The sequence below is a fragment of the Agromyces sp. 3263 genome, assembly GCF_031456545.1.
Taxonomy (GTDB): Bacteria; Actinomycetota; Actinomycetes; order Actinomycetales; family Microbacteriaceae; genus Agromyces.
In genome coordinates this window covers 2,819,760-2,832,892 of record NZ_JAVDUV010000001.1, presented here as the reverse complement: position 1 = coordinate 2,832,892, position 13,133 = coordinate 2,819,760, and the positions used below count along the sequence as shown (strand labels likewise).

The window sequence follows — 13,133 nt, the reverse complement described above, 5'->3', positions numbered from 1 at the left end:
CACGATCCGGAAGAGTCACATGCCCACGTATTCCTACCGCTGCACCGAGTGCGACAACGCGTTCGACATCCACCAGGCGTTCACCGACGACGCGCTCACCGTGTGCGAGGTGTGCGGCGGCCGGCTGCGCAAGCTCTTCAACACCATCGGCGTGACGTTCAACGGCTCGGGCTTCTACCGCACCGATTCCCGCGCCGATGGCGCGAAGGGCAAGGCGGATGCCCCGTCGGGCGCATCAGGGTCGGGCGGGGGGTCGTCGGGGTCCGGGTCGTCTGGATCCGGGTCCTCCGGCTCGGGATCCGGCGGATCGTCGGCCGGCTCGTCGGGGTCGTCGGGCTCGACCGGCTCCTCGGGATCGTCGGGCGGAGCGAAATCGACCGGATCGGGCTCGTCGGCTAGCGTTGCCTAGGCGTGCCCGCGCGGGGCGCAGATCGAGGAGGCGGCGTGCTCAAGGGGTTCAAGGAGTTCATCCTTCGCGGGAACGTGATCGAGCTGGCGGTCGCCGTCGTCATCGGCGCGGCGTTCACCGCCGTGGTGAACTCGATCGTGAACAACCTCATCAACCCGCTGATCGGCGCGATCTTCCGCGCCGACAGCCTCGACACCGCCCTGGTCTGGTCGATCCCGACACTCGACGGCGGCACGGCCGACGTGAAGTTCGGCGCGGTGCTCGGATCGATCCTGACCTTCGTCATCGTCGCGGCGGTCGTGTACTTCGTCTTCGTGATGCCGATGAACCACCTGAAGGATCGCACCACCGCCAAGCGCCAGGCCGGAGTTCCCGATGCCGACGAGCCCGAGAACGAGGTGACGCTGCTCTCCGAGATCCGCGACCTGCTGGCCGAGCGCGTCGCGCCCGCGCACGGCACGGAATCGGTCGCCGCGACCACCTCCGGCAAGCACGCCGAGTAGCCGCGCGCCTGCCGCTCCGCACCGCCGTCGCGGCGGCACCGTGGTGGCGCCATGTCGTCGCCGTCACCAGTGCGGCGGGCGCTCCCGCGTGATGCGCTCGTCGTCAGGGCTGGGGCGACCGCGTTGCGACGTGGGCTCGGGCGGCTCGCCGGCTTCCGTCCCCGTCGTCGCCGGCTGCTCGGGCGACGGATCCGAACCGGGCGCCGGGGTGAGCCGCGCGCGACGGGACTTCCCGCCGGCACGCTCCACGCGCTGCCTGGGCTCGTCGGGCATCAGCTCGCCGCGGCATCCGCGGGATTCGCCTCGGGCTTGCCGAGGACCGTGGCGACACGGGTGGCGACCGCCTCGGGGTTGCCGAAGAGCTCGAAGCTGTGCACCCGCAGGTAGTGCCAGCCGAGCCGTCGCAGCACGTCGGGCCGAAGTCGCAGGGACTCCCGCAGGCTGAGCCCCTCGAACGCCTCGTCGGTCTCGACCACCACCGCCTTGCCGGCGTGGGCGGCCGCAAGCGGGAGCCGGCCGCGATGGTCGACGCTGACCCGGATGCCGCGCCGCGCCAGCCGTGCGGCCAGGTCGGCCAGCATCGACGCCCCGGCCTCGCCGTCGACGTCGGCCGCGGCGCGCTCCTCGGTCTGGCTGAGGATGTTGGCGAGCGCGAGCACGCCGTGGGACTGGCGCTCCTCGTCGATGTCCTCGGGCCGGAACGCGGAGACGAGGTCCATCGAACGCCGGGCCCGCGTCATGGCGACGGCGAGCAGCCGGTCACCGCCGGGTTCGCCGAGCGAGCCGAAGTTCGACAGCAGCCGGCCGTGCGGCGTGCGGCCGTAGCCGACGGAGAAGATGACGCGATCCCGGCTCTGCGCCACGGCCTGCTCGAGGGTGAGCACCGTGAACGGCTCGGCGCGGTCCTTGAGGATGAAGTCCGACAGGTCGGTGCGCTTGGCGAACGCCGCGAGCACCGACTGGTGCACCCGCGCCGCATGCCGGGCGCTCGCGGTGATGACCATGAGCGACTCGCGGGGCCGCTTCACGGCGTGGTCCATCACGAGCTCTACGACCTTCGCGACCTCGGAGTCGATGCTCTCGACCGTGCCCGTGACGGCGTCGGGGAGCCCGTTGCCGCGGACGTAGTGCAGCCCGAGGCTGCCGTGGCCGAGGAAGCTGCCCGCCCAGGGCAGGGACTGGATGCGTCCGGCGTAGAACCGGCGGTTCACCAGCTCGGCGAGGTCCTCGCCGCCGGCGCGGTAGCTCCTCGTGAGGGTGAGCGTGGGCAGCAGCTCGCCGAGCCGGGCCAGCGCCGAATCCGCGTGCAGCGCATCGACGCCGTGCTCGGTGGTGCCGGCCGAGCCGGGCTCCGAGTCGTCGATCCCGGTCTCGAACACGGTCGGGGTCTGCGTCACCGGGTCGCCGAACGCGACGACCTGCCGTGCGCGCCGGATCGCGCCGAGGTTCTCCGCGATGGTCGTCGAGCCTGCGTCCACGAGCACCACGGTGTCGAAGGGGATCGCGTCGTCGATCTCGGCCACCTCGTACGGCGACGCGAGCCAGATCGGCGCGAGCGTGCGGAACAGGTGCGGCGTCTCGGCGTGCAGCGCGGCGGGGCGCACCCGGTCGCCCCGGAGCATCCGCTTCAGGCGCTGGGCCTCGTCGGGATGATCGACGAGCGCGACCTTCCAGTTCTCGGCGAGGTGCCAGGCCAGCTGCGGACCCGCTGCCGACGCATGCGCCTCGTCGACGAGGCGGAAGTCGCCCTCGAGGCGGTCGAGCACCGTCGTGTTCGCGCCGAGGAGCGCCTTGTCGCCGGCGAGCATCGATTCGAGCACCGACTGCCACCAGGCGAGCTCGAGCTCGGCGGCGACGGCGCGCTCGGGCACGTGGCGCTTGGCGAGGTCGAGGAGCAGCGGGTCGAGGCCGAGGTCGCGCAGGCGCGAGAGCACCGCCGTGCGCTCCTGCAGGTTCGTGAGCACCTCCGACTCCGCGGCGAGTCCGCGCAGGTCGGACACCAGCTCGCGCACGGGCCTCGCGGCGAGCTGCCGGGGGGTGCCCACCACGCCGAGCGGTGCATCGAGCGCGGCGAGGTCGGTCGCGACCGTGCGGAAGGCGACATGCACGTCGTCGATGCCGACCGGCACGCTGGGGATCGCGCCCGCCTCCGAGTAGCGCTGCCACAGCGTGCGTTGCTGCTGGATGCCGCGGAGCGCGCCGTTGAGGTCGGTGACGTGCACGCCGGGGCGCACGTACTCGAGGGCCAGGCGGCGGAGGCGCCGGCGGTTGGGACCCGACATCCCGGGCGAATCGCGGCGGGCCGACGTGGCGGCGATGAGCTCGCCGAGGGGACGGTCGAACACCGACGGCTGGAACCGGTCGAGCGTCTCGCGCACGTCCAGGAGCAGGCGCAGGAAGACCCCCAGCTCGGCGACCGACTCGAAGGGGCGCAGGCGGGTCTGCGCGATCAGGGCGCGACCGCGCTCGAGCAGGCGGGGCAGCTCCGTGGCGTCCAGCCGCTTCGCGAGGTCATGGGCGTGCGTCGCCTCGTCGGAGGAGGTGAACGATGCGCCGTACCAGGGCGAGTCGCCGGGACCGTACCGGAACTCGCCGAGCTCGGCGGCCCGGGCGAGGTCGTGCGCGACACGGTCGCGGCCGGTGGCGAGCGCCACGAGCGAGGCGTGGTCGAGCCGGGCGGTCGTGGACGGGGCCTCCCGCAGCTGCGCCAGCTTGGCGAGCTCGCCGAGTGCGTCCAGCACGGACACGTGCAGCTCTGGGTCGTCGCGAGTGAGGGCCGTTCGGTAGTCGAGCAGCACCTTGCGGAGTCGCACGAGCGCGTCGTCGACGTCGGCGACCCGCGGCTGCTCGGCCTTCTCGTTTCGGGAGATCGCCTGGATGAGGTCGCGGCGGAGGCTGCCCGTGGACACGGCGGCACCGCCGAGCCCCACCTGGCCGAGGCGATGCGCGATGCCGTCGAGGCTCGCACGGCGGGCGCCGACCACGAGGACGCGCTTGTCCTTGGCGACGAGTGCCCCGATCGCGTTGACGATCGTCTGGGTGCCGCCGGTGCCCGGCAGCGTCTTGACGACGAGCGACGATCCCGACTCGATCTCGGCGACGACCTGCTCCTGCTCGGGATCCGCATCGAGGAGGAGGTGGTCGGTCGACGGCGGACGCTGGTCCTGCGGCACCGGCCGGGCACGCTCCCCCTGCTCGGCGAGCGACGCGCGCGCGGCGGCGTTGCCGGCGATGGCGTCGATGACGGGGTGGTCGAGCCGTCGCACGTCATCGGCCATGGCCGGACCGACCTCCGCGAAGGCCGACACGACGAGTCGCGGCGCGACGTGGAACCACGGCAGGTGCGAGGTGAGACCGCGCAGGCGGTCGATCACGGGCTGGGGCTTGAAGACCCCGTTGGTGATCGCGAGGGCGACGAAGGCGTCGGCATCGAGGGTGATCTGGAACTGCTCGCGCAGCTCGCGGGCGAGGGCCGGGTTGAGGAACGGCTGGCCCTTGAGCTTCAGCTCGAAGTCGCGGCCGTAGCGGCGGATGGCGAGGGGGCGGAGCAGCACCGGCGCGAGGTACTCCTCGCCGGCATTGCGCCACGACGCGAGTCCGATCGCCAGGTGCACCGACTCGATGCCGCGCACCGACCGGAGCTCGATGCCCTTCTGGGTGATCTCCGCGGCCGCGAGCCGCGCGTTGCGCAGCGCGAGCTCGTCGCGGATGAGGCTCGAGAGCAGGGTCGACTTGCCCGTGATGAACTGCGGCAGACCGCCGGGATGCGTCGTGGACAGCTCGATGCGGGTGCGCGGCGTGTCGACGAAGCGCACGAGCGGCGACCGGCCGCCGACCTCCGCGAGCTCGCCGCGCCAGCGGTGCCACGCGGGCTCAGCCACATTGCCGGCGACGAGTTCGGGGTCGCCGAGGCTGACTCCGTCAGGGCTCGTGGTGTCGTGTCGCATGGGATCCGGGGTGAGTTGCTCCGCGGCGGCGTCCGGCTCGGACCCGAGGAGGTCCTCCTCGTCATGGTTCCGATCGAGCCGCCACACACGGACACCATACGTGGCTTCGCGCGGAATCGAGGGAGCATCGCCGGTTCCGGCGGCGTTTCGACGGCCGCGGGTATGCTGCTGTATCCGGATGCCCCGACGAACCATCACCACTGGCGCAGCCGCTCGAAGGAGTCCCGATGCAGACCGCCACCCCCGCCGAGGTGCACACCGTCGACGGCGCCCACATCCTCGACGTGCGCGAACCCGACGAGGTGGCCCAGGCACGCATCGAGGGCGCTCAGCACATCCCGCTCGGCTCGCTCGTCGAGCGCCTGGCCGAGGTGCCGCGCGACCGTACGGTCTACGTGCTGTGCCACGTCGGTGGGCGGAGCGCCCAGGCCACGCAGTACCTCGAGTCCGAGGGCTTCGACGCGGTCAACGTCACGGGCGGGATCGTCGGGTGGTATCGGGCCGGTCTTCCGGTCACCCTCGGCGACGGCGACTGAGCCGGGAGCTCAGCGTGCGGTCTGCAGCTCCAGCCCGTGCGCGGCGGCGACGCCCTCGTTGACGAGCCGTCCGGCGGTGGCGTTCAGGCCGAGGGCCAGCGCGGGGTCCGCGGCGAGTGCGGCCTCCCAGCCGAGGTCGGCGATCCTCAGCGCGTACGGCAGCGTGGCGTTGGTGAGGGCCGGCGTCGAGGTCGCGGGCACCGCGCCAGGCATGTTGGCGACGCAGTAGAAGATGGCGTCGTGCACCCGGTAGGTCGGCTCGGCGTGCGTGGTCGGATGCGAGCCCTCGAAGCATCCGCCCTGGTCGATCGCGATGTCGACGAGCACGGCACCCGGCTTCATGCCGGCGACCATGTCGTCGGTGACGACCTTCGGCGCCGCCGCGCCCGGCACGAGCACCGCGCCGACCACGAGGTCGGCGTCCTTCAACTGCCGGGCGATCTCGTAGGGCGATGAGGCCAGGGTCTTGATGCGGTGGTCGTAGCGGGCATCGAGTTCGCGCAGCTTCGGCAGCGAGATGTCGAAGACGGTGACGTCGGCCCCGAGGCCGAGCGCCGTCGCCGCGGCCTGCTCACCGGCGACACCGCCGCCGATGACGACGACCTTCGCCGGCGCGGTTCCCGGAACGCCGCCGAGGAGCACCCCACGGCCGCCCTGCGACGCGTGCAGCGACGCCGCGCCGACCTGCGGGGCGAGCCGGCCGGCGACCTCGCTCATCGGGGTGAGCAGGGGCAGCGAGCGGTCGGGCAGCTGCACCGTCTCATAGGCGATCGCGGTGACGCCCGAGTCGAGGATGGCCCGGGTGAGCGGCAGGTCCGCCGCGAGGTGGAGGTAGGTGAAGAGGGTGAGGTCCTCGCGGAGGAAGCCGTACTCGGCCGCGATGGGCTCCTTCACCTTCATGACCAGCTCGGCCGACCACGCCTCGGCAGCCGTCTCGACGATGAGCGCCCCTGCCGCCAGGTACTCGGCGTCGTGGTAGCCCGCGCCGATGCCCGCGCCCGACTGGATGGCCACCTCGTGGCCGCGCTGCGCCAGAGCGTGCACGCCCGCGGGCGTCATCGCGACGCGGAATTCGTTGTTCTTGATCTCTGCAGGCACGCCGATGCGCATGGGGACTCCGAATGCTGTGTGGATGAGTACCTCCATGGTCGCCGCTCGTTCGCCGTCTGGGAAGGGTGGCCGCACAGAATTCGGTACCATGGTCGAATTCGTCCCATTCATTCGAGTGAGAGGTGGCTCATGGCCGATGCACCGCAGATCAGCGAGCCGGGCGCCGGCGTCGCCGGTGCGGCATCCGGGCCACTGGCCCTCGACCAGGTCGATCGGCAGATCATCGCCCTGCTGCACGAGAACGCGCGCATCCCGAACGTCGACCTCGCCCGCGCGGTCGGCGTCTCACCCTCGACGTGCCTCGCCCGCGTGCGGTCGCTCCGCGAGCGCGGGGTCATCGTGCGCTATACCGCCGAGATCAACCCGCTCGCGCTCGGGTTCACGCTGCAGGCGCTCGTGAGCGTGCGCATCCGGCCGGGTGCCAGGCACCTGATGGAGCAGATCTCCGACGAGCTGCGGCAGGAGCCCGAGGTCGCGCAGCTCTTCTTCCTCGGCGGCACCGAGGACTTCCTCATCCACGTGCGCGTGCGCGACAGCGAGCACGTGCGGCAGTTCGTGCTGAAGAACCTCTCGGCCAACCCGGCCGTGGCGCTCACCGAGACGAACCTGGTGTTCGAGCACCACACGGCACTGTCCGCCGGACTGCGCGCGGTGCTCTGAGCGCTACCGCGAGATGGGCAGGATCTCCGAGAGGTCCAGCCCGTCGGGCGACTCGAGCTGCTCGTAGGTGCAGCTCTCGGGGGTGCGATCGGGGCGCCACCTGCGGAACTGCGCCGTGTGACGGAACCGGTCGCCCTCCATGTGGTCGTACGCCACCTCGACGACCAGCTCGGGGCGGAGCGGCACGAACGAGAGGTTCTTGCCCGCGTTCCACCGGCTCACCGCCCCCGGCAGCCGTGCCGACTGGTGCGCCTCCTGGTCGGCCCACTCGCCCCACGGATGCACCGAGAGATCGTCGGCGACGAGCGGCTCGAGCTCCGCGACGAGGCTCGCCCGGCGAGCCATCGGGAAGGACGCGGCGACCCCCACGTGGTGCAGCCGTCCCTCTCCGTCGTACAGCCCGAGGAGCAGCGACCCGACGATCCCGCCGGTCTTGTGCCACCGGAAGCCCGCGACCACGCAGTCGGCGGTGCGCTCGTGCTTGATCTTGAACATCGTGCGCTTGTCGGGCTGGTACGTGCCGTCGAGCGGCTTGGCCACCACCCCGTCGAGCCCGGCGCCCTCGAACCGCGTGAACCAGTCGCGTGCCTCGGCGAGGTCGGCGGTGGCCGGGGTGATGAAGACGGGGTCGGATGCCGCGGCGAGCGCCTCCTCCAAGCCGCGGCGCCGGTCGGCGAACGGCTCCTCCATCAGGCGCTCGTCGCCGACGGCGAGGAGGTCGAACCCGACGAACGAGGCCGGCGTGGTCTCGGCCAGCATGGCGACCCGGCTCGCGGCCGGGTGGATGCGCTGCTGCAGTGCGTCGAAGTCCAGCCGCCCGTCGGCGGTGAGGATGATCTCGCCGTCGATCACGCACCGGGCGGGCAGGTTCTCGCGAAGGGCCGCCACCAGCTCGGGGAAGTACCGCGTCATGGGGCGCTCGTTGCGGCTCCCCAGCTCGATCTCGTCGCCGTCCTTGAAGACGATGGTGCGGAAGCCGTCCCACTTCGGTTCCACATGGCCGGCGTCGGGGATCTCCTTCACCGACTTGGCGAGCATGGGCGCGAGGGGCGGCATCACCGGGAGGTCCATCCGTCCATCTTGGTCCGCCCGGCGACGGACCGCAGCCCCGAAGGCGAAGGAGGTCGGGTAGCACCGCCCCACGGGCGGGTCAATCCCCTGTGCCCGCCTCGCGCGCGCGCGTACCGTCGAAGTCGGCGGACCTCGCAGTCGCGGTCAGCCGTGAGCGAGGAGTGAGCGATGACCGATCCCGCCCCCACCGATCCGAACGCGGCGGAGGAGCTCGACGAGGCGGTCGAGGCCGTCGAACAGCACCAGCAGGCCGAGCACGACGCCGACCCCGATGAGCACGTCGTCGTCCGCGACCCGGACACGGGTCACCTGAGCGAGGAGCCGGCGCAATGACCTCCACCATCGAGCCGGCGCACGACGACCGCCCGAGAACCGGCCACGGACTCCCGCCCATCGGCCTCTGGTGGCCGATGCTCGAACGTCCCCTGCAGCGCGAGGTGCTCGAGAACCTCGATGCCCCCCTGCGCGGCGTCATCGTGCGCCGCATCTTCGACCTCTGCGAACTCGACCACGAGCCCCTGCCCCGCGGCGGCGTGCGCCTCGGCGTGAACGAGCGCGCCTACATCGCCGGCTGGATGCACGCGGTCGACTGGGACTGACCGCTGGGACTGACGGCGCGTCGGATGCCTCGGCCGGGCCGACGGCGGGCACACTCCTGACGTGGGCAGTGAACGGGCGGTCGTCGATCGGCCGCGCTACGAGCGCGACACCGTGGAGTTCGCGCGCGCCTTCACCTTCTTCGACGCGGTGTATGCGTTCGCGCTGACCCTGCTCGTCGTCAACATCGATCCCCCCGGTGCGGTCGACTGGACCAGCCTTCCCGCCCTGCTCGCCAGCGGCCTGGAATGGCAGCTGTTCGGCTTCGCGGTGAGCTTCGCGGTGATCGCGGTGTTCTGGCGGGTGAACCACCGCATCGTCTCGGGGTTCCGCGCCGTCACGCCGGGCACCATCGTCGCGAACCTCGTCGCCATCGCCTTCGTGGTGCTCATCCCGTTCTCCACGCAGGGCATCAGCGACGAGGGCTCGGCGGATGCTCCCCTCGCGGTGGCCGTCTACGCCGTGAACATCAGCTGCGCCGTGTTCGCGCAGTCGGCGGTCTTCGCCGTCGCCCGCCGGGACGGCGTGCTCATCGCGCCACTGCCCCGGCGCGCCGACCGGGTGAACTTCATCGACACGATGACCACTCCGGCGATCTTCCTCGCCTCCATCCCCATCGCATACGCGTTCGGCGCCGACGCCGGGCGCTGGACCTGGGCACTGCTCGTCGTGGTCAACCCGCTCGTCGGCCTGTGGTCATCGAGGCGGGTGGCCCGCATCGTGGCCGAGGATGCCGCAGCACGCGGCATCCGTCGTCGCGACGATCTCGATCCCCCCACCGGGTCGAGCGCGTAGACACGCCGCCGGCACGTGCCGGAAGGGACGGCCCGAAGTCAAGACCCTCCCGCGATCCGGTTGCGCCCGGAATGATCGATCCGATCCGGCCGGCGCATCCGCGCAGTTCCCCGCCGGCGCGCCCGGAACGGAGTGGAATGGGCTCTCTGCTGTACGACGCCGACCACGCGGCGGAGTTCGATGACCGGACCCTCGCGCACCTGCAGGTGATCATCGTGAACAAGCTGCGGCGGCGGGAGAGCTTCCCGTTCACGTGGAGCGACGAACGCCGCTCGATGACCATCTGGCTGAGCCCGCACACCCCGGTGGCGTTCGTCTACCACGGCAACCGGCGCCCGCGGCTCAACCGCGCCTGGCTCGAGGACCTCGCCCTCATCGCGAACTCGGCCGGCGGGCTGATCGTGGTGCCGGAGCCGCCCGAGACGGAGTCGGTGGCGGCCGCCGAGGCGCAGGGCGTCGGCTGATCGGTCGGATGCGCTCCCTGCGAATTCGACCGGAGGACTAACGTTCGGGCCGCTCCCGGCGTACGCTCGCGTTATATCGCGTTTGATCGCGCTATATCGCGTTCCTGCCGGCACGGGTCGATCGCCCGACGTCGGGGACGCGCCGTGGCGATGACGGGACGAAGGCGGGGACATGGAAGAGCTGGAGCGGCCGTCATGAGCGGCCTCGAATGGGTGCTGGCGGCGCTCGGGATCGTGATCGCGATCGGGATCGCCTCGATCGTGACGGTCGTCCTCGTGCTGCGGGCGCTGTACCGACGCGTCCGTCGCAGCCGCGCGGTGGGCGGAACCGTCCTGCGGACGCGCGCCGCGCTCAGCCACGGACCCCAGCGGAGCGTCCTCGCGCTTCGCGTGCGCCTCGCCGAGACGCTCGCCAGCGGGCAGTCCGCGATCGATCTGCTCGCGAGCGGCCACGGGCCTCGTGGCGACCTGCCGCGGCTGTTCCGGCGCATCCAGGAGGAGAGCGCCGCGCTCGACCTCCAGCTGCGGCTCATGGAGAGCGAGACGGACTCCGCCGTCCTCGGCGAGTCCCTGCCTGCGGCGCGGCACCGCGTCGAACAGGTGACGGGCCTCGTGGGCCGGATGCGCACGACCGTCGCCGCCGTGCTCGCCGGCTCCACCGACGACGTGCTCACCACGCTCGACGGCGATGTCGATCGCGAGATCGCCGCACTGCATGCGGGCGTGCAGGAACTGCGCCGGCTCGACGGCCACGAGGCCCCAGAACCGATCCGACAGCCGACCATCGCCCGCTCCGACCGCTCGACACAAGGGATCTGACCATGAGCAGCAACACCGCGCGGATGCGCACCATCTTCCGCAGCAAGACCACGAAGGCCCTCGACAAGATCGAGGACCCCCGCGACACCCTCGACGACAGCTACGACCAGCAGGTGAAGCTCCTGCAGCAGGTCCGGCAGGCGGTTGCAGAGGTCGCGACCGCGAAGAAGCGGCTCGAGCTGCAGGGGCAGGAGCTGGGCACGAGGTACGCCCGCCTCGGCACGCAGGCCCGCGACGCCGTCGCCCACGGTCGGGAGGACCTCGCCCGTGCCGCCCTCGAACGCCGCGCGCTGCTCGAGAACCAGGTGGGCAAGCTGCAGCAGCAGTTCATGGCCCTCGACACGCAGACCGCGCAGCTCCAGGAGCGCGAGCGCCGGCTCACCGAGCAGGTCGCCGCGTTCCGCATCGAGAAGGAGACCATCAAGGCCACCTACACCGCGTCCGAGGCGCAGGTCCGGGCGAACGAGGCGGTCGCGGGCGTCGGCAACGCCATGAGCGACGTCGGCACGAGCCTCGACCGCGCTCGCGACCGCGTGGCCCAGATGCAGGCGCGTGCCGCCGCGACCGACGAGCTGCTGGCGAGCGGTGCGCTGCAGGACCTCACTGCCACACCCGACGCGGACATCGAGCAGCAGCTCGCCGCCGTGACGGCGAAGGCGGACGTGGATCGCCAGCTCGAGGCGCTGCGCAACGCCGGAGCGGCGCCGGCAGGTTCGGCCTCGAGCGGGCGCTCCCCCGGCGACGCCCCCGACGGGTGGTTGAGCATCGGACGAGGCTGAGCATCGGGGGGGGGGGGGGGGGGTGACCCCGCACGTGGTGCAAGAGTGCCCCTGGAGGGACTCGAACCCCCAACCCTTTCCTTAGGACGGAACTGCTCTTCCATTGAGCTACAGAGGCTGACCGCACGAGTCTACCGGCTCGCGATAGCGTGTTCTGCGGCGCCCGTGGCGCCCGAGAGCGCGGCCCGGCCGTGAGACGAGGAGTCGTGATGACCGGTGCGGAGGCCACGAGGTTCTGGGTGGGCGCCTCGACGCTCGGGGCGCTCGGATCGGCGGCACGCGGCATTCGACCGCTCGACATCGCCGCCGACGGCACCGTGACGCTCGGCGACGTCGTCGAGGTCGGACCGAATCCGATGTACCTCGCGGTCTCGGCGGCGACGGGCGTTCTGGGCATCGTGCACGAGCTCGCCGACGGGCTCGTCTCGACGTGGACGGTCGAGGGCGACGAGCTTCGAGCGTTCGGCGAACCCGGCCGCACCGGCGCCGCCGACCCGTGCCACCTCGCCTTCGACGAGTCGGGCGACTGGATCTTCGCGGCGAACTACTCGGGCGGCCGCCTCACCGCCCACCCGTCGGCTCCGGATGCCGCGGCCGACGCCGTGCACGCCGTTCCGTTCTCGGGCAGCGGGCCGAACCCCGAGCGCCAGACCGCGCCCCACGCCCACCAGGCGGTCGTGGACTCCGCACGCGACCGGCTGCTGGTGGCCGACCTCGGGTCCGACCGCATTCGCGTGCTCGCGCTGGACGCGCTGCCCGAGGCGCTCCGGCATGACGAGTCGCGCGACCTCGAGATCCATGCGGGTGCCGGGCCGCGTCACCTCGTGATCGCCGGCGACCTCGCCGTCGTCGCGAACGAACTCGACCGCACGGCGAGCGTCCTCGACCTGCAGGGCGGTCGCGAGCTGGCCTGGTTCGACGTCGACGACCGGGTCGCGCCGCGCGGGCTCGGGCTCTCGGCGATCCGCCTGACGAGGGCCGGCACGGTGCTCATCGGCGACCGCGACGCGGATGCCCTCGTCGCGATGCGGTTCGACCGCGACGCGCGCACGCTCGAACGCCTCGCCTCGGTGCCGACGGGCGGGCGGCATCCCCGTGACCTGCACGTGTCGCACGACGAGCGGTTCGCCCTCGTCGCCGACCAGGCCTCGGACTCGATCGCTGTCATCGCACTCGACGAGGGCGTTCCGACCGAGGTAAGGGCCACGCTGCAGACGCCGGCCCCGGCCTGCCTGGCCCGCCTGCCCTGAGCCGAGCAGGCCCGGGCTGCGGTCAGTTGTAGCCGAGGATCACGATCGCCGAGGTGGATGGCGCGAGCTCGTCGACCCACGCGATCTCGTCGAGTCGCGCCTCATCCAAGTCCTGCGTCATCGCCATCACCTGCCTCACCGTGGAATGAGGCCCAACGTTACCGAGGCCGCTCGACGAGATCACTGTCCAGGG

14 protein-coding genes and 1 tRNA gene are annotated in these 13,133 nt (G+C 71.9%); 11 read left to right on the top strand and 4 right to left on the bottom strand.

Going from position 1 to position 13,133, the window contains the following annotated elements:
* Positions 1 to 19: 19 nt before the first annotated feature.
* Positions 20 to 409, top strand: a complete 390-nt coding sequence (locus tag J2X63_RS12975; RefSeq protein WP_309977697.1) for an FmdB family zinc ribbon protein — start codon at positions 20 to 22, stop codon at positions 407 to 409.
* Positions 410 to 444: 35 nt separating this feature from the next.
* The gene (gene mscL, locus J2X63_RS12970; RefSeq protein WP_309977694.1) at positions 445 to 912 is read left to right on the top strand and encodes a large conductance mechanosensitive channel protein MscL; all 468 of its coding nucleotides are present in this window, start codon (positions 445 to 447) and stop codon (positions 910 to 912) included.
* A 272-nt stretch (positions 913 to 1,184) separates the two neighbouring features.
* On the opposite strand, the gene J2X63_RS12965 is transcribed toward mscL, so the two are convergent.
* Positions 1,185 to 4,859 (bottom strand): AAA family ATPase, encoded by a 3,675-nt coding sequence (locus J2X63_RS12965; protein ID WP_309977691.1) that lies wholly within the window; start codon positions 4,857 to 4,859, stop codon positions 1,185 to 1,187.
* Positions 4,860 to 5,086: 227 nt separating this feature from the next.
* Between J2X63_RS12965 and J2X63_RS12960 the strand changes: the two genes are divergently transcribed.
* Complete coding sequence (locus J2X63_RS12960) at positions 5,087 to 5,395, top strand: rhodanese-like domain-containing protein (protein WP_309977687.1); 309 nt, start codon at positions 5,087 to 5,089, stop codon at positions 5,393 to 5,395.
* Between the two features lie 9 nt (positions 5,396 to 5,404).
* Here the strand turns inward: J2X63_RS12960 and ald are convergent, their stop codons facing one another.
* The gene (gene ald / locus J2X63_RS12955; protein ID WP_309977684.1) at positions 5,405 to 6,505 is read right to left on the bottom strand and encodes an alanine dehydrogenase; all 1,101 of its coding nucleotides are present in this window, start codon (positions 6,503 to 6,505) and stop codon (positions 5,405 to 5,407) included.
* A gap of 129 nt (positions 6,506 to 6,634) precedes the next feature.
* Here ald and J2X63_RS12950 point away from each other — a divergent pair, with 129 nt between their 5' ends.
* Positions 6,635 to 7,165, top strand: coding sequence for an Lrp/AsnC family transcriptional regulator (locus J2X63_RS12950; protein ID WP_309977682.1), 531 nt, complete (start codon positions 6,635 to 6,637; stop codon positions 7,163 to 7,165).
* 3 nt (positions 7,166 to 7,168) lie between these two features.
* Here the strand turns inward: J2X63_RS12950 and J2X63_RS12945 are convergent, their stop codons facing one another.
* Positions 7,169 to 8,236 (bottom strand): ATP-dependent DNA ligase, encoded by a 1,068-nt coding sequence (locus tag J2X63_RS12945; RefSeq protein WP_309977678.1) that lies wholly within the window; start codon positions 8,234 to 8,236, stop codon positions 7,169 to 7,171.
* A 168-nt stretch (positions 8,237 to 8,404) separates the two neighbouring features.
* On the opposite strand from J2X63_RS12945, the gene J2X63_RS12940 reads away from it, so the two are divergent.
* From J2X63_RS12940 to J2X63_RS12915, 6 genes are all read left to right on the top strand, one after another.
* On the top strand, positions 8,405 to 8,569 hold the full coding sequence (locus tag J2X63_RS12940) for a hypothetical protein (protein ID WP_159605097.1): 165 nt from the start codon (positions 8,405 to 8,407) through the stop codon (positions 8,567 to 8,569).
* On the top strand, positions 8,566 to 8,835 hold the full coding sequence (locus J2X63_RS12935; protein ID WP_309977675.1) for a hypothetical protein: 270 nt from the start codon (positions 8,566 to 8,568) through the stop codon (positions 8,833 to 8,835). Before J2X63_RS12940 ends, J2X63_RS12935 begins: the two co-directional genes overlap by 4 nt.
* Before the next feature lie 61 nt (positions 8,836 to 8,896).
* Complete coding sequence (locus tag J2X63_RS12930; protein ID WP_309977673.1) at positions 8,897 to 9,628, top strand: TMEM175 family protein; 732 nt, start codon at positions 8,897 to 8,899, stop codon at positions 9,626 to 9,628.
* A gap of 137 nt (positions 9,629 to 9,765) precedes the next feature.
* Positions 9,766 to 10,092: an ATP-dependent DNA ligase gene (locus tag J2X63_RS12925; protein WP_309977670.1), complete on the top strand. Its 327-nt coding sequence runs from the start codon at positions 9,766 to 9,768 to the stop codon at positions 10,090 to 10,092.
* A gap of 195 nt (positions 10,093 to 10,287) precedes the next feature.
* The gene (locus J2X63_RS12920) at positions 10,288 to 10,911 is read left to right on the top strand and encodes a hypothetical protein (RefSeq protein WP_309977668.1); all 624 of its coding nucleotides are present in this window, start codon (positions 10,288 to 10,290) and stop codon (positions 10,909 to 10,911) included.
* 2 nt (positions 10,912 to 10,913) lie between these two features.
* Positions 10,914 to 11,690 (top strand): PspA/IM30 family protein, encoded by a 777-nt coding sequence (locus tag J2X63_RS12915; RefSeq protein WP_309977666.1) that lies wholly within the window; start codon positions 10,914 to 10,916, stop codon positions 11,688 to 11,690.
* Between the two features lie 46 nt (positions 11,691 to 11,736).
* Here J2X63_RS12915 and J2X63_RS12910 read toward each other — a convergent pair.
* Positions 11,737 to 11,808, bottom strand: a tRNA-Arg gene (locus tag J2X63_RS12910).
* A gap of 91 nt (positions 11,809 to 11,899) precedes the next feature.
* On the opposite strand from J2X63_RS12910, the gene J2X63_RS12905 reads away from it, so the two are divergent.
* Positions 11,900 to 12,940, top strand: coding sequence for a beta-propeller fold lactonase family protein (locus J2X63_RS12905; protein ID WP_309977665.1), 1,041 nt, complete (start codon positions 11,900 to 11,902; stop codon positions 12,938 to 12,940).
* Positions 12,941 to 13,133 lie beyond the last annotated feature (193 nt).